Here is a 20,220-nt window from a genome sequence, read left to right as displayed (position 1 = left end):
GCCAAGCGTCCTGCGCTGGACCCACACTTTTGGAGACTTATCTTATGTCCGTTCCCCGCTTCCCCAAGCCGCGCTCCGGTATCCTGCTGGGCGTCAGCGTCGGGCTCGTTCTGGGTGTCAGCGCCAGTTTTGCCGTCACCGTTCATGCTGCAAAGGATCAGGATAGTATCCCTCTGGAACAGATCCGAACCTTTAGCCAGGTCTTCGGGATCGTCAAATCTCATTACGTCGACCCCACTTCCGACAAAAAACTGATGAATGGCGCCATCAACGGCATGGTCAGCGCCCTGGACCCCCATTCCGCCTATCTGACGCCTAAAGAATTCAAAGAAATGCAGGTGTTCACCGACGGCAAGTTTGGCGGGCTGGGCATCGAAGTGACCGGCGAGCGTGGCGTGCTCAAGGTCATCAGCGCCATTGACGGTACGCCGGCCGCCAAGGCTGGTATCGAATCGGGCGACATCATCGTCAAAATCAACCATAAGGCCCTGCAGGGCATCCCTCTGCAGAAAACCGTGGACATGATGCGTGGCAAACCCGGAACACAGGTAACCCTGACTATTTTGCGGCCGCATCAGGCGCAACCCCTGACTCTGACCCTCACCCGCGCCATCATCAAGGTGCGGAGCGTACGTTCTGCCATGCTGGCGCCTGGTTATGGCTACATCCGCATCAGTCAGTTTCAGGAAAACACCGGCAGCGCAACCCGCAAGGCGGTGGAGCATCTGGAGCAGGAAGCTGGCGGGCACCTCAAAGGTCTGATCCTTGACCTCCGCAACAATCCGGGGGGCGTGCTCGGAGCAGGGGTCGAAACAGCGGACACCTTCCTCAACAAAGGGCTGATCGTCTATACCAAAGGGCGCACCGACGACAGCGACATGCGTTTCTCCGCCCACGGACCCGATTATCTCCACGGCGCCCCCATGATCGTACTCATCAATGGCGGCTCGGCTTCGGCGGCGGAAATCGTTACCGGCGCGCTCAAGGATGACCACCGCGCCCTGATCATGGGTCAGCGCACCTTTGGCAAGGGATCGGTACAAACGGTGATACCACTGAGCAACGGCGGCGCCCTCAAACTGACGACGGCACTTTATTACACCCCGGCAGGCTGCTCCATCCAGAGCGAGGGCATCGTCCCCAACATCGAGGTGCAGCCATCCAATGCGCGGCTGCGCGCACTGGATGCGGATCTCCTGAAGGAGTCGGAACTACATGGCGTGCTGAAAGCGCCGGACGAGTGCCGCAAGGCTACACCCCGATATACCATCGCCCTGCCGGCTTCCGCCACGGTGGCGACACCGACCGACGCTTCCGAATCCACGGCGGCAGACGAAGCCATAGCCGCCAGCAGCACCTTGAAACCGAACTTGGTGAAGGATTATCCTCTGCGCGAAGCGCTCGCCATTCTGCAAAACCAAGCGGTCCCGGTGCAGGAAAAGGGGCATAGCGTCCCCATGGTGATCCCCCTTCCGAAGGCAGTGGGACAGTGATCCGGCCAGCACCATTTTGTTCTGATATGCATTGCATATGGATAAATTCTGCGCCAACGTGGTCCAATCCAACGTGATTTCCCGATTGGTCAGTGGGGAGGCGGTGATGTATTTTTTCTCGAAAGGAGCTAAGCGCCGGTGACTTCTGCGATACAGGTGCTGATCCCCGTAGCGAATGGTTTTGAGGACATGGAGGTAGTGATCTCCTGCGATATCCTGCGGCGGGCGGGTTTGCAAGTGGTCCTCGCCGGCCTGGAAAACGGCTTGGTCACCGGTGGACGGGGGCTGTGCCTGCAACCAGACGCACTGTTGGCCGATGTGGCCGACGCTGATATCGATGTGATCCTGCTTCCTGGTGGGATCGGGGGTGTGGAGCGCATGGCAAAGCATCAGCCGCTCCTCGGGCTTCTGCAGGAACGAACCCGGCAGGGGCAGATCATAGCCGCCATCTGTGCCGCACCCGGCATGCTAGCCGCCCATCACCTGCTCGATGGCCGTCAGGTCACCGCATATCCCGGTACCCTCGATCCGCAGAGCCGGGATTATACCTACCGGGAAGATGCCGTAGTGGTCGACGGTCCCCTGATCACATCCCGCGGACCCGGTACGGCCATGGATTTTGCCCTTACCCTGGTGGAATTCCTCCTCGGTCCTGAAAAACGTCAGGAAACGGAGGCACCACTGCAACGTAGCACCCCGGAGACTTCCCCTTTGTCCGCCACTATGGATAATAGGGTCAGCATCACTTAACCTGAAGGAAAATTTATGAAACTTCGCGTGGTCATTCTTGCTGCCACTGTCAGCGCTTTTGCTATACCCGCTTTTGCTGCCCCCGTCGCCACCGTCAATGGCGCCACCATTGATAACAGCGAGGTGCAGGCCATCATGTCCATGAGCCCGGCGCTCGCCAAGGAGCCCAATGCCCGCGAGCAGGTGGTGCAGAATCTGGTCAACATGGAAGTGCTTTCGCAGTACGCCGTCAGTCACAAGCTAGGCCAGTCCGCTGACGTGAAAGAACGCTTAGCCATGGCCAAACGTCAGATTCTGGCCGATGCGGCGGTCGAACAGTATGTGAAAGGGCACCCCATTCCGGAAACCGATATTCAGAATGCCTACAACAAATTCGTTCAGGCCATGGGCAAGAAGGAATTTGAAGTGCGGCACATCCTGGTGAAGACGAAGACCGAGGCCGACAAGATCATTGGCGATCTCAAGGCCGGTCAGAAGTTCTCCGCTCTGGCGGAAAAATACTCCATCGACAAGGCCAGCGCCGCTCATGGTGGCGAGCTGGGTTGGATTGTCCCCGGTATGGTCGTTCCGCCCTTCGCTCAGGCCATTGAGACAGCTCCTATCGACAAGCCCGTTGGCCCGGTGCAGACCCAGTTCGGCTACCATGTGATCGAGGTGCAGGCAACGCGTGCCCTGACCCCCCCGACACTAAGCGCCATGAAGGATCGCATCAAGGCGCAACTGCAGCAGCAGGAGGCCGCCAAGTTCGTCTCCAACCTGCGCAGCCAGGCGAAGATCAATATCACCAAGTAATTTTGGGTATCGCCCCAACAAAAAGCGCCGGGAATCTCCCCGGCGCTTTTTTTACCGCCCACCGCCCCCACCTTCGAAGAACCGGCTGATACGGAACTGCCTCATGGGATACCTTGCCAGCGCAAAAGGCAGGCGCCACAATGACGGCGAACAACAAACATTATGGAGTGTAGGTCATGGGTAGAACGCAACATCGTCGCAGTACCATCCTGGAGCGCGAACCGCAGGCACAGGAGCCCCGCATGTACCGGGTACTACTGGTAAATGATGATTTCACGCCCATGGACTATGTCGTGCATATTCTTGAAGCGTATTTTCATAAGCCCCATGATGAGGCGGTGGCAGTGATGATGACCGTCCACCAGCAGGGTAAGGGATTGTGCGGGATTTTTCCTTATGATCTCGCGGAAACCAAGGTGGCCCTGGTCACCGCCGACGCACGGCAACACCAGCATCCACTGCGCTGTATCATGGAAAAGGAGTAAACCATGATCGACAAACCCCTGGAACAGTCCATCAACCAAGCCTTCCAGATTGCTCGCCAGTATGGACATGAATATGCCTCCGTGGAACATCTCCTACTGGCCCTGCTGGACAACCCCGACGGTATGGATGTGCTCAGCGCCTGTGGCGCCGACCGCGCCCATCTGTCTGTGGAACTACGGCAGTTTCTGGAACGCAAAGTGCCCGCCATGGGTCCAGCGGGCACCGTCAATACCCAGCCGTCCATAGGTTTTCAACGGGTCATTCAGCGCGCCCTCTACCATGTGCAGTCGGCGGGTAAGGAAGCGGTTTCGGGGGCCAATGTCATTGTTGCCATCTTCGCCGAAAGGGAATCCCACGCCGTTTATTTCCTGCAGAAAGAACATGTGACACGACTCGATGTGGTCAATTTTCTGGCGCACGGCGTGCGCAAGGATGAAGTCATGGATGAGGAAGAAGAGGAAGTCGAGCGCACCACGGAGAAGAAGGGAGACAGCAAGGATCCGCTCGCAGTTTATGCGCGCAACCTCAACGCCATGGCACGGGCCGGACGGCTGGACCCGCTGATCGGACGCCAGGAGGAGTTGATCCGGGCCCTGCAGGTGCTGGCACGGCGCCGGAAAAACAATCCCCTCTTCGTCGGTGAACCTGGGGTCGGGAAAACCGCCATCGTCGAGGGTCTTGCGCGTGCTGTTGTCGCTGGAAAAGTGCCGGAGATGCTGGAAAACGCGACGATTTATGCCCTGGATTTGGGGGCGTTGATCGCCGGATCTCGCTACCGAGGTGACTTTGAAGAACGCCTGAAAGGGGTGCTGAAGGCACTGCGCAAAAAACCCAACAGCATCCTGTTCATCGACGAGATTCACACCCTGATCGGCGCCGGAGCCGCTTCGGGTGGCGCCATGGATGCCTCCAATCTGCTGAAGCCGGCTCTCGCCTCCGGTGAACTGAAATGTATCGGGGCGACCACTTATCAGGAGTTCCGCCAGTATTTTGAGAAGGATCGCGCGCTAACCCGCCGCTTCCAGAAAATTGACGTGCCGGAGCCCTCTCAGGAAGAGTCTGTGCAGATTTTGCGCGGACTGAAGGGACAATTCGAGCAGCATCATGGCCTGCGTTATACCGATACGGCGTTGCGCGCGGCGGTGGAGCTGTCCGTCAAGCACATCCACGATCGTCATCTACCCGACAAGGCCATTGATCTCATCGACGAGGTGGGCGCCGCGCAAGCGCTTTTGCCAGCCTCCCGACGCAAGAAGAGCATCGGTGTGCATGACATCGAAGAGATGGTCGCCCGAGTGGCACGTATTCCGGGTAAGAGCGTCTCTACCGATGACCGGCAGGCCCTGAAGAATCTGGAGCGGGATCTGGGATTTGTCATCTTTGGTCAGGAAAAGGCCATCCACGAACTCGCCGCGGCCATCAAAATGGCACGGGCAGGCCTGCGCCACCATGAAAAGCCGGTGGGGAGTTTTCTCTTCTCCGGCCCGACCGGCGTGGGCAAGACCGAGCTCAGTCGGCAGTTGGCCAGCCTGCTCGGCATTCCGCTACTGCGCTTCGACATGAGTGAATACATGGAACGGCATACGGTGTCGCGACTCATCGGGGCACCGCCAGGATATGTCGGGTATGATCAGGCTGGACAACTGACAGAGGCGGTGAGCCGTAACCCACATGCGGTGCTGTTGTTGGATGAGATTGAGAAGGCACACCCGGACATCTTCAATGTGCTCCTGCAAGTGATGGATCACGGCAAGCTGACAGATGCCGGCGGCCGCACGGTGGACTTCCGCAATGTGGTGTTGATCATGACCACCAATGCGGGGGCTGAGGCGCGCGGCAAAGCGAATATTGGTTTCATGAACGCCCCCCAGAGTGATGGCGGGCAGGAAATGGAGACCATCCGCCGGGTCTTCGCGCCGGAGTTCCGCAATCGCCTGGATGCCGTCGTACCCTTCACACCGCTCTCTAAGGAGACGGTGCTACACGTGGTGGACAAGTTCGTCATGGAGTTGGACGAGCAGTTGCTGCAAAAAGGCTATAGCCTGGAAATCAGCGCTGAACTACGGCAATGGCTGGCGGACAAGGGCTACGACCCGCAGATGGGCGCACGGCCGATGACGCGGATGATTCAGGAACACCTGAAGAAGCCGCTGGCGGAGCATATCCTCTTTGGCGACCTACCCAAGGGCACGCGAATCACCGCGCGCCTGGAGAACGGTGAGGTGAAACTGGAAATACCGGTGCCCGTGCATCAAGACTGACGAATGGATAAGGCATTATTCCGTTTTGACAATAGCTATGCGCGCGATCTGGAGGGTTTTTACGCCCCCTGGCAGGCGGCCACGGCACCAGCGCCCCGACTGCTGCTGTTGAACCAGGCACTGGCGGAGGAGCTGGGGCTCGACAGTGCCACGCTGGACGATGAACTGGGTGCCGCCATTTTTTCCGGGAATCAGGTCCCGGAAGGCGCGCTGCCCTTGGCCCAGGCCTATGCCGGTCATCAGTTCGGCCACTTCTCTCCGCAACTGGGGGACGGCCGCGCCCTCTTGCTCGGCGAGTTGGTCGATCGCCATGGTCGGCGCCGGGATATGCAACTGAAAGGCTCTGGTCGCACGCCCTTTTCGCGGGGCGGCGATGGCAAGGCGGCACTGGGGCCGGTGCTACGCGAATATGTCATCGGCGAAGCCATGCATGCGCTGGGCATACCCACGACCCGCGCGCTGGCCGCCGTCACGACAGGGGAAACCGTCCGTCGGGAAACATCGCTCCCCGGCGCCATCCTCACCCGCATCGCCGCCAGCCATATTCGCGTCGGCACCTTTCAGTTTTTTGCCGCACGCAACGAAAACGCCCGGGTCAAACAACTGGCTGATTACACCATCGCCCGCCACTACCCCACCCTGAAAAGTGCGGACAATCCCTATCTGGAGCTGTTTGCGGCGGTATCCGCCGCACAGGCAGCCCTGATCGCGCGCTGGATGCTGGTCGGTTTCATTCACGGTGTGATGAACACAGACAACATGAGTATCGCCGGCGAGACCATCGATTACGGCCCCTGCGCCTTCATGGATCACTACGATCCGGAGACCGTTTTCAGCTCCATCGACGCGCAGGGCCGTTATGCCTACGCCCACCAACCATTGATTGCGCAGTGGAATCTCACGCGCTTCGCCGAAACCCTGATTGATCTGGTTCACCCCGACCCCGATGAGGCCGTGCGCCTGCTGACCGAGCAGATCAACGAGTTTCCTACGCTCTACACCCGCCACTGGCTCGATGGCATGCGCGCCAGAATGGGCCTGGCCACGGCGGAGGACGGCGATCTCGCGCTGGCGCAAGCTCTTTTGTCCGCCATGGAAGGCCAGAATGCCGACTACACACAGGTCTTCCGCGGTTTGTCAGCGGCAGTGCACGGTGATCCGGCGCAGGTCCGCGCCCACTTTACCAACCCGGCGCCGTTTGATCTTTGGTTGGCGCAATGGCAGGCCCGACTGGCGCGCGAAAACACCACCGCGGAGGCGCGCGCCAAGGCAATGGATCAGGTCAATCCGCTCTACATACCCCGCAACCACAAAGTCGAGGAAGCCCTGGCCGCCGCTACGCAGGATCAGGACCTCACCCCGTTCAAAGCGCTGCTCGCCGTGCTGGAACAGCCCTTCACGGAGCGTCCGGGGCTGGAGAGCTATGCCCAGCCCGCTCCCGAGGATTTCGGGCCATTCAAAACCTTTTGCGGGACGTAGCGCATTACCATAACACCCTTCCTGAATGCCAGGTCAACGGTCCTGCGCAAGCACCTCGGCAACACGCGCCTGAAGCGCCGGAATGAGTTCTTTCTCGAACCACGGATTGCGCTTCAGCCACAGATTATTACGCGGGCTGGGATGCGGCAGCAGTATGCGGTTGGGCCAGTTTTCGCGCCATGCATGAACCACCTCCGTCAGCGTTCCGGCCTCGGCAGGAAGGTGATAAGCCCGGGCATACTGGCCGATGACCAGAGTGAGTTGCAGATGCTGCAAATGCGGCAGTAACTCCCCATGCCAGACACGAGCGCACTCTGGCCGCGGCGGCAAGTCTCCGGACGTTCCGGTGCCTGGGTAGCAGAATCCCATGGGCACGAGCGCCACCTGTCGGGCGTCGTAGAATACCTCTCGGGAGATACCCAGCCAGGTACGAAGCCTATCGCCGCTGGCATCGTTGAAGGGAATACCTGTTTCGTGCACCTTCCTGCCCGGAGCCTGCGCAGCGATCAAAATACGGGCGCGCGAATCCATCTGCAGCACCGGACGCGCACCAAGCGGCAGCTGCCCGGCGCAAAGTTCGCAATGGCGAACACGAGCGAGTAGCGCGGTAAGAGGATCACCATACGTCGTGGAATCGGACATTAAAAATCTATTCGGGATAGGGGTGAGTGTGATCAAGCAAAACATCACTTTCTGCGCTGCCGCCGGATTTACAAAGTGCATCCCAACAACCGCAGATGGAGGACTTCGCGGTCATATACCCGCTCGTCCCAGATGCACCACGCCTCCTATCCGGTTTTTGTTCATCGCCCCGCAGCGTTGGAGTCGAGCCAACTTCCTTCAGACCCTGTGTCGCGACAACGCCCTTGCCCTCCCCCTTGCCTTCGGCTCTGCGGAAACCTGGCCCCAGGACTCGCACCTGGGTAGCTATGTGCCATGCCCGGCACACACCGGTGAATCCAGCGGCACGCTTTAGCGCGTCCGCCGGAATGATGGGTTTGACTTGGAAATCAATGGGAACAAAGCTTGGCTGGGGTGCCAATAGTTTCCTGGGGTGCCGAACGTTGTTGCATACCTTTTGCTCCTTGGATGAGATTTCTAACCGCCCCTAGTAGAATTCACTTCTTCTCATTTTCTACTGCCACTTTTTGCAATCGAGAAACATTCATCATAATGGTAGTGTTAGGCGTCTCTGGAAGGGTTGGCATGGTCTCCTTGGGAAATTTCCCGGTGAGGCTATCTAAAAAGGAAACGATATCGCTCACCTGCTTATTCGTGACCGTCAGGCCCAACTGACAGGCAGCCATGACCCGCACCGCGGTTTGCAGGGTGCGCACGGAGCCATTTTGGAAATAGGGCGCTTCCAGAGCGACATTGCGCCAACTAGGGACCTTGAATACATGCATGTCTACCGCTTTGTGGGTCACATCGAAACGACCAGGATCGTCCATGAGATGATATTTCTGTACGTATTTGGCACAGACCGGATTGTGTGGCTGCACCGGGAATTTCTGAAACCAACCAGTCCCCATGGGCGTACCGGGATTGTCGAACATCGGTCCGGCGTGACATGACTCACATCCAAACGAGCGGATTGTTTTCATGCCCTCTATGGCGCTACTGCTAAGTGCTGCCTTGTCGCCTTTGACGTAGCGGTCATAGGGACTGTCTGGCGTTACCAGAGTGCGCTCATAAGTGGCTATAGCCTGTACAACATGGTCGAAGGTGATAGGGTCCTTGTCACCGAATACCTTGCGAAATTCATCGCGATAGCCAGGTATTTCCTGCAGGCGTTTGACCAGGTCTGCTGCATTCGGCATGCCCATTTCCACATGGTTGAGGATGGGGCCTTTGGCCTGAGCCTCTAGGCTATCGGCTCGTCCGTCCCAGAACTGCACGGTATTGAAGGCGGCATTAAATACCGATGGCGCGTGACGAGGGGTGTCCACCCGGCCAAGCACGCCGAACGAAAGTGGCAAGCCGTCACTGCCGTTGCCCATGACATTATGACAGGTTTCACAGGAGACATCGCCGGTAAGGGATAGTCGTGGATCAAAAAACAACTGCTTACCCAGAGAGATTTTTTGGGGTGTCATGGGGTTGTTTGCTGGTACCGGAACCTTCGAGGGGAACTCGCCACCGAAGGCGAAGGCTACAGCGATTCCACCAAAACCAACGGCCGCCGCCAAAACCGTACGGGCGGCGGCCAACCTATGCCGTTTCCGCGCATGTAGACTACCTGCCTTTTCCATAAACTCCTCCACGAACAGGAACAATACTAGAATTAATTTAAAAGCAATCAACGGTAAAAGTCTAGACCGTGCCAAGAAAAGCAGTTCAATATCTCAACTATGAGATATTTGAGATCATTGTGTCTCATATTCGTGCTGCCAAAACGATCCTATCCTATTGTTTCTGATTTATTTCCGTTTGCGACCAAACATCAGACAAAACGGTGCACTTCTCCATTTTTAGGTCGGACGCGAACTCGGTCATTCTAGCCGAGTCCTATGCCCGCTTCCAATCTATCCCGAGCTGCGACGCGACCTGGCCGACGGTAGCCGGGTGGTCTCCCGACAGGAGCTTGATCGCGACCCCTTGGGCGTCGAAATAGCGCAGCGTCTCGGCTGCATCACCGCCTGGTTGACCTCGCCACGCGCGATGCGCGCCTGGACGTCCGCGTCCGTGAGTCCGCCGACTTCGTTCGGCATCTAGCCGCGTGCCTTGGATTTAGCGGATTGCAGCAGGTTGAACCCCTCCAGAATGCCGTTGGTGATGTGGCTATCAAACCAGTGCAAGAAGCCGTCCCAGTGATTCATGATGGTGTAGGCCACCTTGACCAGAGGGGGCAGACCGCTGGCCTTAGCATCTCCCCCCCAGACCTTCAGCAAAGTGTTGACCAGTTTCATCAGGTGGAAACGATCAAAAGTCATCTGAGCATTGGGCAAATGCTCTTTTCCCCCTTTCTGGAAGGCAGGGGACAGGTCCATGCTGACTTCCTGGATCGCCTCGGCATCTCCACCATGAACCCGCAAGTCATCGGTAAAGCGCGCGATGGTTTCGGCATCCTTGCCCGGTGTGGCAAAGGTCAGACGCTTGGCCTCCTCGTGATGGGCGTGAACCAGAGCCAACGCCTCGCCGACCTGTTTTTGAGAAAGCCCTTGGTTCAATGCCAACTCAATTTCTGCTCCAACCCAAATTTGGCTTCACCATCGGTATGAGTAACATAAACGTGTATTCGTGGTTCTTCGCGTGAAAAAAAGAAAAAGCGAAATGCCCCTTGAAGGAAAATAGTAGGTGCCATGCGCCAAGTTTAGCCGCTAGCCATGAGAATGCCCAACGCCCAGCCGGAACAACGTGATCTCATTGACCACGCCGCCCACCTGCTGGGCAAAAACCGTTCCGATTTCATGCTGGAAGCCGCCGGCGAGCGTGCGCAATCGGTGCTGCTCGATCAGGTGTTCTTTGGGCTGGATGCGGAAAAATTCCGGCAGTTCACCGCCATGCTTGATGCGCCGCCACGCGCCAATGAGGGTCTTGAGCGGTTGATGGCGGTCAAGGCGCCATGGGAAAGCAATCCAGCATGAGCTTGAAGCTATCCTCGCCGCAACCACTTGCCGCGACGCATCTGTTGGGCGACTTTGAGTGCGGAGAGCCTGCTCTGGAGGAGTGGCTCAAACGCCGGGCGATGAACAACCAGCTCACTGGCGCCAGCAGGAGTTTTGTGGTCGTTGATGAAGAAAATCGTGTGCGTGGCTTCTACTCCATGTCAGCTGGTGCGGTCTCTCATCAACTGGCGACCGGCTCGGTTCGTCGCAATATGCCCGATCCGGTTCCCGTCATGGTGCTTGGCAGGCTGGCGGTGGATCGACGGGCACAAGGCATCAAACTGGGGGCAGCCATGCTGCAAGACGCGGTGAATCGGGCCATCACCGTATCGCAGAACACCGGAGTTCGCGCTTTGCTGGTTCATGCGCTCCACGAACGCGCCAAACAGTTCTATGAGCACTACGGCTTTCAGGAGTCACCACAACATCCGATGACGTTGATGCTGCGCGTGAGTACCGTCAAAGCTAACGAACGAATCTCCGACAAAACAGATTCTGATGTCTTGTGTCACAAAGCAACCTTTAACTTGCGACCGCCCGTAATTGCGAACCCTTCCTTCTCGTAAAAGGCGAGTGTTCTGTCGAACTGTGGGAGTGGAGGAGTCGTAACTTCTAGTCGCTTCCAACCGCGCGAGTTGCCGAACAACTTTGCTTGCTCTATAAGGCGCTGTCCTATGTCTTGTGACCGGTAGCCTGGACGCACAAATAGCTCTGCAATCGTACCAAAGGCGCCCTCAGCATATAACGCGTAGCTTTCGTAAAGCGCAATAAAGCCCATTTGGCTTGTATTCCCCCCTATGGCGATAAAAACAAAGTACTTCTCTCGGTCAATGAAATCTTTCAGCTTGGCCGATGTTTCATGAAGATTGAAATTGAAGGCCTGCATACCAATTGCACTCATAATTTCGTGCAGTAATTCACCCACCATGATGGCGACTTCATGGGCATCACTTGCAGTTGCTCTTTGTATGGAAAAGTTCGATGTCATTTCGTAAGCCCGGCTTGATTAGATTGTTATGTACTATCGTTAGCTTTGCGCAGCCCCATGCTTTTTAGGTAGCTCTGGGTTCATAAAGTCCCAAGGCGCAGCACTACCTACATGGAAATCTAACTTTGGAACATAATTTGATGGGTCATTTAAAGTTCCAGCCTTTATACCCAGCATCCCTGGCATACTGCTGAACCGTGCGAACAATTGAGAACCACAATTCGGGCAGAAATCTCTTTTGTGCATATTTCCGCTGTCTGCCTGAGACTCAAAATATTTTGCTTCACCTGAAACAACAACATCTTTCTCAGGGAAAATCATCGCCGGAATGAATGCACTGCCTGATGATCTTTGACAGTCTTTGCAATGACAATTTCCAGTAAACATTGGCTCAATATCAACTGAATAACTGATCTCCCCACAAAGACACTGCCCAGAATACTTTGCATTCATAAAAGACTCCTATCTGTTAATGGGTGCATAACGAGGTGCGAGTTGTGCGGCACCCGCCTGAGGCCGTAGGGCACGAAGTGCGCGGAGGCTCACGCGAGCGAAGCCGCGTAGCGGTGTCCGCCCGCCGCCCAGATGTTCGTACCACTCGCTTCTCGTTCGCGGGCGCGCAGCGCCGTCCGCTGCATGCTGTTGTTAGACCGCCAGCTTCTAGCCACGAACCGCCGCCTCGATCACGGCGATGTCTATTTTTTTCATCGTCATCATTGCATCGAACGCCCGCTTGGCGGCGGAGAGATCGGGATTGGTATACGCCTTGATCAACGCAATTGGCGTAATTTGCCAGGAGACGCCCCACTTGTCTTTGCACCAACCGCACTCGCTCTCTTGGCCGCCGTTGCCGACGATCGCATTCCAGTACCGATCGGTCTCGGCCTGATCTTCCGTGGCAACCTGGAACGAGAACGCTTCATTGTGCTTGAACGCGGGTCCGCCATTCAGCCCCAAGCAGGGTATACCCATCACGGTAAACTCGACTATCAATACGTCCCCTTGCTTGCCCGACGGAAAGTCGCCCGGTGCGCGATGCACCGCGCCGACGGACGAATCGGGAAAGGTCTTGGCGTAGAATAGCGCCGCCTCCTCGGCATCGCGTTCGTACCAAAGGCAAATCGTGTTCTTTGCGATCTTGGTCATGATGGTCCTCTATCGTAGTTAGAAATAGAGTCTGTGCCGTTCCCGGATGAAGTCAACGATTCCCCATTGGCGGTCTAACGTAAAGTTGAGGGGCGCGCCGCTTATGGCGCGTCTCGCTCGAATGCCATGTTAGGCATAGCAACCTATTCGCCCAGCGAAAGACGAAGAGGGATCATGGCCGAAAAACCGAAACCATGCCTTTGATAAAATCGTTGCGCTGATTCATTCGCGCAGTCTGTGAGCAAGGTAATGCGTTTGCACCCGTTCAAGCGCGCGAATTGAATAGCTTGCTCCAGGAGCCGAGAACCAACACCAGCGCCGCGAGCGGCGGGGGACACTACCATATCTTCCAGTAGCGCGACGCGCTCGCCGAGCGCCGTAGATACTGTGTAGAGAAGATTAACCATACCGATCACTTGGCTGTCTTGACGAGCGACAACGATAAGCCCAATTTCTGGATTGCTAAGGATGCGAGCTAAGCCACGGCTTTGTGCTTCGTGATCGGGTTTAAACTCTGCTTCTTGAGAAAACAAGATATCCAGCAATGCGCAAAGTGCTGGGATGTCCGAAGTATTTGCAGAAGTAAGTTGCATCATCGTGTCTATTGTTCCTTGGTGCCTAACATTTGAATTAATCCGCGCCGCGAAGCGGCGTCGGATTGAATGAATTGTTCGGCCGCTTGACCATTAATCTACAGACAACGAGGTGTGCTGTAAAAGCCAACTCAGTTGCTCTCCGATTCGCAGCCCTTCCATTGGGATCGATACTTTTACGTCCCTATCGGAAAGGTGGCTGGTCAAGAACTCACGATACCGCACACCTGCCAAGAACACCACTTGTTTCAAGTCTGGAGCGGCTTCCGAGATTTGAAGGGATACATGATCGGCCCAAGATCGGCGATCCACCACCCTCATCGTGTTGAGCGTTCGCTCATATGGTGCAATTATTTGATCGGAAGGAACCAAACCGTACTCGGCAGATAGCACATACCATGGATATAAAGATAATTCTGCATATCGACGCGCCTTGATGAACCAATCAGAAATATACAAATCACGTGCCGCGCATGGTTGATTTCGTTTTTTGCTGACACAAGAAACAAGATAGATAGTGGAATTGTTGGATTGCATTGTCATCTCACTTCGCACAATGATGGTCACTACTACTGATATATCGTTTTTTGTAGGCGCTTCGCATGGCCTTCAAATGGCGGGTAAAAGCTAATAGTTCAGGCCGTTTGTTCCCTTGAATGTTGAGTGGGTAATGGTATTCGCCATGAAGCTCGTTACACTCGATGGATTCTGCATCTTCCCTTGTCGTCGTCGATCGCCAACTGACAGAGAGAGCGTCGAAATACTTGTCGATCTTTTCCGCTCCTTCCGAGTAATCAAAGTCGTTCAGGGCAAGAAGAGTAAACCGGAAGGTCGAGAGGAAACCGGTCTGTAAGCAACTCAATGTTAACTTTTGAGCTGCATGCCATTCCACGCGCTGTGCGATGCTCTTAGCTAAACCGTGATAGAGGCACACTTTGCCATCTGGCGCGGTCCGTAACCGTAGTTTCGTGACGTCACAGAATTCGGCAATGCGAAAATGATCAAGTGCTATGCGTGGGAAATACCACCAGTAAACACCAGGGGACGTAGGGAGATTCGACCATTTGTAAGCGTCTAAGCAACCCACCTTCCCAAATTTCCTGACCTGACCGATCCTGATCTGCATTCAGCGCGGAGGGATGGTGATGAAGAAAGAAGAGAAAGTCGCTTATTGGCGGCAGCAGGTAGAGGGATTTCAGGCGAGCGGACAGTCGGTCAAGAATTATTGTGCGCAGGCGGGGATCGCCGTAGCCACGCTGCATTACTGGCGCAAACGCTTTGCCGATTCTATACAAACGCCGTTGCTGTCCGCCGTGCCCGAAGGGTTTTTGCCGGTAACTCTGGCCGCGCCGGTCAGGACGCCTGTTTCACCGGTGGAAATTCACCTGTTATCCGGTCGTAGCCTGAAGCTTGCGGCGCCGGTAGATACCAGCTGGCTCCAGACCTTGGTGCAGATTCTGGAAAGACCATGTGGCTAAATTCGAGCAGCCGGATCTGGCTCGCGGCAGCGCCCGTAGATATGCGGTTAGGCTTTGATGGCCTGGCGGCCAAGGTACAGGGGGTATTGGCTGCCGATCCTTTTTGCGGTCATGCTTTTGTCTTTCGCAACCGCCGAGGGGATCGTCTGAAATTGTTACTGTGGGATGGACTGGGCTTCTGGCTGGTGTATCGCCGTCTGGATCAGGGACGACTCCATTGGCCCCGCGCCGATGCCGGTGCCATAGAACTCTCCGCTGCGCAGTGGGCGATGCTGGTAGAGGGGCGCCCGTGGACGCCGTTACCGAGCCTGGAAAAATGCACACCAACACTGCTGTAACTAGCGGGAATTTCTTGTATAAATAGCCCAGTTCCGATACTATTTTCTGATGATTTCAGCGCCGCAAACGCCTCTTCCCACCAGCCCGGACGCCCTGCGCGATCTGGTGCTGAGCCTGCTGCAACAGCAGGAGGAACAGGAAGCGGAACGCACCCGGATCATCGCCCAACAGCAAGCGGCCATTGCCCTGCGCGATGAAACCATCGCCCGCCTGGAAAGCACCATCGCCAAACTGCAGCGCTGGCGATTCGGACGCCGTTCGGAAAAGCTCTCTCCCGACCAGATCAGTCTTTGGGAAGAAGCGCTGGATACCGAAATCGCGGCGATGGAAAGCCTCCTCGAAACCGTTCTGGAAGACAGTGCGGCCGTGACCGCTGGCCGTGCAGAGGGAGCAGCCGCCGACGCGCAGACCGTAGCGGTCCCCGCCCGTCCCGTACGCCGGCACCCCGGCCGCATGGCGATCCCCGCCCATCTGCCCCGGGTAGAAGTACGTCACGATCCCAAGACTTGCACTTGCGCGCAATGTGGGGGTCCACTCGAAACGGTCGGGGAAGAGATCAGCGAAAAACTGGATTATATCCCCGGACGCTTCCAGGTGATTCGCCATATCCGCCCCAAACTGGTCTGCCGCCCCTGCGGTACCCTCGAAAGTCCGGCATTACCGGCACAGGTGATTGACAAGGGCTTGCCCACGGCGCGCCTGGTGGCCCATGTGATGACGGCGAAACACGTGGATCACCTGCCTTTGTACCGGCAGGAAACCCAGTACCAGCGAGCGGGCGTACCGATCTCTCGCGCCACCCTCTGCAGCTGGCTGGGTCAGGGCGAATACTGGATCAGCCTGCTCGCCGAAGCCTGCAAAAGGGCCTTGCTGGAAGGAAAGATTCTGCACGCCGACGAGACGCCCTTGCCCGTCCTCAACCCCGGCAGCGGCAAGACGGACAAAGCCTATCTCTGGGTGTATCGCAGCCAGGCGGATGCCCCGCATCCCGTCGTGGTCTTTGATTATGCCCCGGACCGTAAGGGGATCCACGCGCAACACTTCCTGGGCGACTGGAAAGGCATTCTCCAGACCGATGACTATGGGGGGTATGATGCCCTCTACCGCAAGGAACAGATCATCGAAGCGGGATGCTGGGCGCATGTCCGCCGCCACTTCTATGACGTGGAACAGCGGGGTCCCAGTCCGGTAGCCCAGAAGGCCCTGGCCTGGATCGTCAAACTCTACGCCATCGAAGCGGAGATCAAGGAATCTCTACCAGATCAGAAAGTCGCCGCCCGGCAGCAGCGTGCCGGTCCCCTGCTGGAAGCCTTCCATGCCTGGCTCACGGAAACCCAGATGCAGGTGGCGCCGAAAAGTGGCATCGCTAAAGCCATCGGCTATGCGCTGAAGCGTTGGAAAGCACTGACGCTCTACCTCGAAGAAGGACAACTCAGCATCGATAATAATCCGGTGGAGCGAGCGCTGCGGGGCGTGGCCATTGGTCGCAAGAATTTTTTATTTGTTGGAAATGATGCCGGTGGCGAGCGTGCCGCGTCCTTCTACAGCATCATCGAAACGTGCAAACTCAACGGCATCGAGCCCTTCGCGTACCTCTGTGACGTGCTCGAAAAGCTCCCGACCTGGCCCAACAAAAAACTCCACGAACTCTTGCCGTGGAACTGGAAAAAATCTGCATTAGCCTGATTGGCGCCAACCCGCAAGGGTGGGTTGGCTGAACGTTTACGGTTGACCGAATAGTTATACACACGACTCGCACCCCGTGGCACCTCCTGTGACACTATTTATTTTTCTAGACTCTTTGGGACGTCTAGTAAAAGGTAGTCGTTTTTTAATTCCATCGCACTCAATGGTTTTATCTTTAGACCACCATTGCTTGTCGGATAATTGAACACTATTCCAAATGATATTTTCTGCGGTATTGCGAAAGCAAGTAATCCTCGAAGCTTATGTTGAGCCATGCCATATACTTTAAATTTATCTTTATCGGGAAGCGAAGCGTGAAATTTCAACGCGTATTGCTTCGAGATAAATAGCGGTATATTTATCGGACTGTCTTCTGGAAAAGCATAGTACGTTCCGGTTGGTTCACCATCAGGACGATCTAGCTCTGCCACATACCAAAAAGGTTCGCCGATGCAGCCATCTTCTGGAATAAAGCTTGTTGTTATATGCTGAGATAACATGCCATGAATTGTCGGCACATCTTTGGCTTCGAGTAGGCGTATCTTATGCCGTGCAGCTACAGCATTCGAGCCTGACTGGTAACCAGAACGTGACACGAAGATCCCGACCACGTCATCACCAATATTTTTAATCTTTTGGTGGAATTCTAAAATCTGTCCTTGGCTAACGGGGGACTTCCAGTCCTTGCACTCAATGGCTACGCGATGCCTTACACCAACGTGAATGAATTCATAGAATACGTCAACCTCATAAGACTCACCGGATGGTAATTTGAATGTCGTACGCTTGGATACGCGCACCTTCTCACCCTTCAAGTTTAGAAGGGTGCTGTAGATGTAGTGGACGTAGTCCTCAAAGTCTGTCCCCGGCTTAGCCATACTCTTCCTTTTGTATAACGTTAAATTAAGGGGCGCGCTTTAGCGCGTCCCTCTTGAATGCAAGGTTAGGTTACACATTGACTTTGTACCCCAAAGCCAACTCATCGCCGCATATACCGCGAATACCCCAATTTTGTTTTGGCGTCTCAGTGATAGTGATTTCTACGTCTTGCGGTGCAATGCCTACATCACGCTCGATGTTGGCAAAAATTAGGCGAATAAGCGATTTTTTTGATTCGGCTGATCGACCCTCGAACATTGAAATTTCAATAATCGTGTAGTTGTCACTGCGATCTTCCGGAAAGATGAACTCCGATTTTTCTAGCGCGATGAACCGGTGGAATTTTTTATCGGGAGGAAATACCAGTGCTTCGACGATCGCTGCGTGAATCGCAGATGAAAGTGAAGAAGTCTTTTCCAATAGCGAAGATTTTAGGCCATAAATTTTTATTTGTGCCATAGGATGCGTCCTTGTGAAACCTAACGTTCAAATTGAGGGGCGCGCCGCTTTTGGCGCGTCCCGCTCGAATGTAGTGTTAGCCCTGCTTTTACCAACCGTCATGGCGCTCTCGGCGTTCCAGCCGGTAATTCGTGACCTCAAGACGGATGCCGTCGGGGTCGGTGAAGAATGTTGCCCAATAGTCAGGGGCGTAATCAGGATAGAGCTTAGCTTCCGATGCCTCGATGCCGGATCTACGAAGCTGAGTGGCTACGGCAGCGACTCCCTCCGCCGAATCAACGCGGAGGCAGAAGTGGTGCAACCCAGGGGAATATGAGTCGTGTGCGGCTTCGGTACGCGAAGGCCGAAGGACATAACCAAAATGGCGGTTGAAATATTGAACGTGAGGGTCGCCGCCCAGAGTGAACTTGTTTTTGCGAAAGCCCAGTGCCTCTAATAAAACGAGGTCATAGAAAATCTCCGAGCGATTAAGATCGGAAACGGTGATATAGATATGGTCAATTCCAATAACTTCGGTCATGGTATGGCTCTGTGATTGGCAGGGCTAACGTTTGAATTCACCGGCCTTGCGCGGCTTTATGCGCAAGGTCCGGTGGAATGATGGGTTAGGCATGTGATGCCACCTCTGCGAGTTCACCAACTGTATAGAAATGCGTGTTTGGCGCGGCGGCTACTCGGTGTAGCTCTCTAGCTCCAGGCATTTCGCATTCGACTGGAAAGGCAGTGCACCCTTGGGTTAGCAACCAGATCGTTCTGGTGATACCGTTCGTAAAGCCAACATAATGAAACTGCTCGTGGCGCACACTTTTCCCGAACCAAAGGAACCTGTGCGAAACAATGGTTCGAGTGCTGATGCCATGCGAGACATAGGCTAGCGGAACTGGGTTATCAAACCCGTGAGAAAAGCCCTCCGCAGCATGTCCATACTTTCGATCATGCGGCCACGTTTGCGGGGTGCCATTTGCTTCTGACCTATGGATGCTGTGTGGCTCATTACGCCAAAGTTCAAGAAATTTTTCGGGATCAATAATAACAACTCCGGACTTGTCCTTGTTGTATTCCGTCACTTTCATTGACATGAAGACGGGAGGCCGATTGGGGAGGGGCACGGTGAAGACGACAAACAGATTGCCCCAATAGTCTTTTGTGCTAAACGTAACCAAAGCACTCTCCCATGCCTAACGCTTGAGCTCAGCCGCCGGCAGACCGCGTAGCGGGATGACGGTCGGCTGCAGCGAATTGTTATGCTTTACTAGCCGTCCAAGGCGCGTTTCAAGGAATTTACCCACTTGGGGATTAGATTGGTGAACAATTCGTTCCATTGGGTGGCGTCCTCTGGCGTGCAATCGAGTTCTACAAACCATTCAATGAAGGTTCGATTCCCATCTACGATCGGCGTGAGCCGCAAGGTACCCTCATAGTTGGCGGCGGCTGGAGCATCGATGCCGCCATGCGACGGGAACTCGATTGGTTCCATCCCCGCATAGCTGAATGAACGCTGAGAGTCAGAATGGGCAGTCAGGCGCTGCCGCTTCCAAGTTTGGCCTATACGAAAGCGTCGCACAGCACCAATTTCATCACCGTTTTTCTCGTCTTCAATAACGCTCTCGGCAACCCCTTCAATATAGCTCGGGTAGCTGTTGAAGTCTCGAACAAAACCCCAAACTCGATCTGCGGGTTGGTTCAGGACGCTACTGTAATAGACCTTGACCATAGAAACCTCCTAGATAATGGAGTGGGATCTATAACTTCTTACGTGGCATAAATTCTCGTTGTTTTCGGA

The 20,220-nt window shown here is 55.5% G+C and carries 26 protein-coding genes; 11 read left to right on the top strand and 15 right to left on the bottom strand.

Annotation, left to right across the window (positions count from 1 at the left end; all coding sequences use genetic code 11):
- The first annotated feature begins 44 nt into the window (after nt 1-44).
- From F6A13_RS02885 to F6A13_RS02860, 6 genes are all read left to right on the top strand, one after another.
- Nucleotides 45-1,493: a S41 family peptidase gene (locus F6A13_RS02885; RefSeq protein ID WP_126604952.1), complete on the top strand. Its 1,449-nt coding sequence runs from the start codon at nt 45-47 to the stop codon at nt 1,491-1,493.
- A 138-nt stretch (nt 1,494-1,631) separates the two neighbouring features.
- Nucleotides 1,632-2,243, top strand: coding sequence for a DJ-1 family glyoxalase III (locus F6A13_RS02880; RefSeq protein WP_126604950.1), 612 nt, complete (start codon nt 1,632-1,634; stop codon nt 2,241-2,243).
- Between the two features lie 15 nt (nt 2,244-2,258).
- Nucleotides 2,259-3,035 (top strand): peptidylprolyl isomerase, encoded by a 777-nt coding sequence (locus F6A13_RS02875; protein WP_113526847.1) that lies wholly within the window; start codon nt 2,259-2,261, stop codon nt 3,033-3,035.
- 176 nt (nt 3,036-3,211) lie between these two features.
- Nucleotides 3,212-3,520, top strand: coding sequence for an ATP-dependent Clp protease adapter ClpS (clpS, locus tag F6A13_RS02870; RefSeq protein ID WP_113526848.1), 309 nt, complete (start codon nt 3,212-3,214; stop codon nt 3,518-3,520).
- 3 nt (nt 3,521-3,523) lie between these two features.
- Entirely contained in the window at nt 3,524-5,782 is a 2,259-nt protein-coding gene (gene clpA / locus F6A13_RS02865; protein ID WP_126604949.1) for an ATP-dependent Clp protease ATP-binding subunit ClpA, read from the top strand.
- A 3-nt stretch (nt 5,783-5,785) separates the two neighbouring features.
- On the top strand, nt 5,786-7,261 hold the full coding sequence (locus F6A13_RS02860; RefSeq protein WP_126604948.1) for a protein adenylyltransferase SelO: 1,476 nt from the start codon (nt 5,786-5,788) through the stop codon (nt 7,259-7,261).
- A gap of 33 nt (nt 7,262-7,294) precedes the next feature.
- Here F6A13_RS02860 and F6A13_RS02855 read toward each other — a convergent pair whose 3' ends face one another.
- The 3 genes from F6A13_RS02855 to F6A13_RS02845 form a co-directional block, all read right to left on the bottom strand.
- Nucleotides 7,295-7,792: a uracil-DNA glycosylase family protein gene (locus F6A13_RS02855; RefSeq protein WP_225981924.1), complete on the bottom strand. Its 498-nt coding sequence runs from the start codon at nt 7,790-7,792 to the stop codon at nt 7,295-7,297.
- 587 nt (nt 7,793-8,379) lie between these two features.
- The gene (locus F6A13_RS02850) at nt 8,380-9,564 is read right to left on the bottom strand and encodes a cytochrome-c peroxidase (RefSeq protein WP_225981923.1); all 1,185 of its coding nucleotides are present in this window, start codon (nt 9,562-9,564) and stop codon (nt 8,380-8,382) included.
- A 408-nt stretch (nt 9,565-9,972) separates the two neighbouring features.
- Entirely contained in the window at nt 9,973-10,392 is a 420-nt protein-coding gene (locus F6A13_RS02845) for a transposase (RefSeq protein WP_264158145.1), read from the bottom strand.
- Nucleotides 10,393-10,593: 201 nt separating this feature from the next.
- On the opposite strand from F6A13_RS02845, the gene F6A13_RS02840 reads away from it, so the two are divergent.
- Both F6A13_RS02840 and F6A13_RS02835 read left to right on the top strand, forming a co-directional pair.
- Nucleotides 10,594-10,848 carry a DUF1778 domain-containing protein gene (locus F6A13_RS02840; protein ID WP_225981922.1) on the top strand — a complete coding sequence of 85 codons (255 nt, stop codon included), beginning with the start codon at nt 10,594-10,596 and terminating at the stop codon, nt 10,846-10,848.
- A complete protein-coding gene (locus tag F6A13_RS02835) occupies nt 10,845-11,435 on the top strand; it encodes a GNAT family N-acetyltransferase (RefSeq protein ID WP_225981921.1) in 591 nt (196 codons plus the stop codon). The genes F6A13_RS02840 and F6A13_RS02835 overlap by 4 nt, the downstream gene beginning before the upstream one ends.
- Here F6A13_RS02835 and F6A13_RS02830 read toward each other — a convergent pair.
- From F6A13_RS02830 to F6A13_RS15945, 7 genes are all read right to left on the bottom strand, one after another.
- Complete coding sequence (locus F6A13_RS02830; protein WP_126604944.1) at nt 11,378-11,857, bottom strand: GNAT family N-acetyltransferase; 480 nt, start codon at nt 11,855-11,857, stop codon at nt 11,378-11,380. The genes F6A13_RS02835 and F6A13_RS02830 overlap by 58 nt on opposite strands.
- Nucleotides 11,858-11,896: 39 nt before the next feature.
- A complete protein-coding gene (locus F6A13_RS02825; RefSeq protein ID WP_126604942.1) occupies nt 11,897-12,310 on the bottom strand; it encodes a GFA family protein in 414 nt (137 codons plus the stop codon).
- An 89-nt stretch (nt 12,311-12,399) separates the two neighbouring features.
- A complete protein-coding gene (locus F6A13_RS15730) occupies nt 12,400-12,525 on the bottom strand; it encodes a hypothetical protein (protein ID WP_264158131.1) in 126 nt (41 codons plus the stop codon).
- On the bottom strand, nt 12,518-13,003 hold the full coding sequence (locus F6A13_RS02820) for a VOC family protein (protein WP_113526855.1): 486 nt from the start codon (nt 13,001-13,003) through the stop codon (nt 12,518-12,520). The genes F6A13_RS15730 and F6A13_RS02820 overlap by 8 nt, the downstream gene beginning before the upstream one ends.
- 143 nt (nt 13,004-13,146) lie before the next feature.
- Nucleotides 13,147-13,599 (bottom strand): GNAT family N-acetyltransferase, encoded by a 453-nt coding sequence (locus F6A13_RS02815; RefSeq protein WP_197722433.1) that lies wholly within the window; start codon nt 13,597-13,599, stop codon nt 13,147-13,149.
- 90 nt (nt 13,600-13,689) lie between these two features.
- Nucleotides 13,690-14,133: a DUF6884 domain-containing protein gene (locus F6A13_RS02810; protein ID WP_126604940.1), complete on the bottom strand. Its 444-nt coding sequence runs from the start codon at nt 14,131-14,133 to the stop codon at nt 13,690-13,692.
- Between the two features lie 7 nt (nt 14,134-14,140).
- A complete protein-coding gene (locus tag F6A13_RS15945; protein ID WP_126604938.1) occupies nt 14,141-14,722 on the bottom strand; it encodes a GIY-YIG nuclease family protein in 582 nt (193 codons plus the stop codon).
- Between the two features lie 19 nt (nt 14,723-14,741).
- On the opposite strand from F6A13_RS15945, the gene tnpA reads away from it, so the two are divergent.
- From tnpA to tnpC, 3 genes are read left to right on the top strand one after another with little or no spacing between them, the layout of a single operon-like run.
- Nucleotides 14,742-15,074, top strand: coding sequence for an IS66 family insertion sequence element accessory protein TnpA (gene tnpA, locus F6A13_RS02800; protein ID WP_126604936.1), 333 nt, complete (start codon nt 14,742-14,744; stop codon nt 15,072-15,074).
- On the top strand, nt 15,065-15,412 hold the full coding sequence (gene tnpB, locus F6A13_RS02795) for an IS66 family insertion sequence element accessory protein TnpB (RefSeq protein WP_012536650.1): 348 nt from the start codon (nt 15,065-15,067) through the stop codon (nt 15,410-15,412). The genes tnpA and tnpB overlap by 10 nt, the downstream gene beginning before the upstream one ends.
- A gap of 49 nt (nt 15,413-15,461) precedes the next feature.
- Complete coding sequence (tnpC, locus tag F6A13_RS02790) at nt 15,462-17,099, top strand: IS66 family transposase (RefSeq protein WP_126604935.1); 1,638 nt, start codon at nt 15,462-15,464, stop codon at nt 17,097-17,099.
- A gap of 98 nt (nt 17,100-17,197) precedes the next feature.
- Here the strand turns inward: tnpC and F6A13_RS02785 are convergent, their stop codons facing one another.
- The 5 genes from F6A13_RS02785 to F6A13_RS02765 all read right to left on the bottom strand — a co-directional run bounded on the left by F6A13_RS02785 (nt 17,198) and on the right by F6A13_RS02765 (nt 20,151).
- Nucleotides 17,198-17,977 (bottom strand): restriction endonuclease, encoded by a 780-nt coding sequence (locus F6A13_RS02785; RefSeq protein WP_126604933.1) that lies wholly within the window; start codon nt 17,975-17,977, stop codon nt 17,198-17,200.
- A gap of 70 nt (nt 17,978-18,047) precedes the next feature.
- Complete coding sequence (locus tag F6A13_RS02780) at nt 18,048-18,437, bottom strand: tautomerase family protein (RefSeq protein ID WP_126604931.1); 390 nt, start codon at nt 18,435-18,437, stop codon at nt 18,048-18,050.
- An 88-nt stretch (nt 18,438-18,525) separates the two neighbouring features.
- Nucleotides 18,526-18,957 carry a VOC family protein gene (locus tag F6A13_RS02775; RefSeq protein WP_126604930.1) on the bottom strand — a complete coding sequence of 144 codons (432 nt, stop codon included), beginning with the start codon at nt 18,955-18,957 and terminating at the stop codon, nt 18,526-18,528.
- An 85-nt stretch (nt 18,958-19,042) separates the two neighbouring features.
- On the bottom strand, nt 19,043-19,600 hold the full coding sequence (locus F6A13_RS02770; protein ID WP_126604929.1) for a plasmid fertility inhibition factor family protein: 558 nt from the start codon (nt 19,598-19,600) through the stop codon (nt 19,043-19,045).
- An 89-nt stretch (nt 19,601-19,689) separates the two neighbouring features.
- On the bottom strand, nt 19,690-20,151 hold the full coding sequence (locus tag F6A13_RS02765; RefSeq protein WP_126604927.1) for an SRPBCC family protein: 462 nt from the start codon (nt 20,149-20,151) through the stop codon (nt 19,690-19,692).
- Between the last annotated feature and the right edge of the window lie 69 nt (nt 20,152-20,220).

Source organism: Acidithiobacillus sp. 'AMD consortium', assembly GCF_008926505.1.
Taxonomy (GTDB): domain Bacteria; phylum Pseudomonadota; class Gammaproteobacteria; order Acidithiobacillales; family Acidithiobacillaceae; genus Acidithiobacillus; species Acidithiobacillus ferridurans.
The sequence above is the reverse complement of the archived record's forward strand: the minus strand, read 5'-3'. Positions and strand labels throughout refer to the sequence as shown.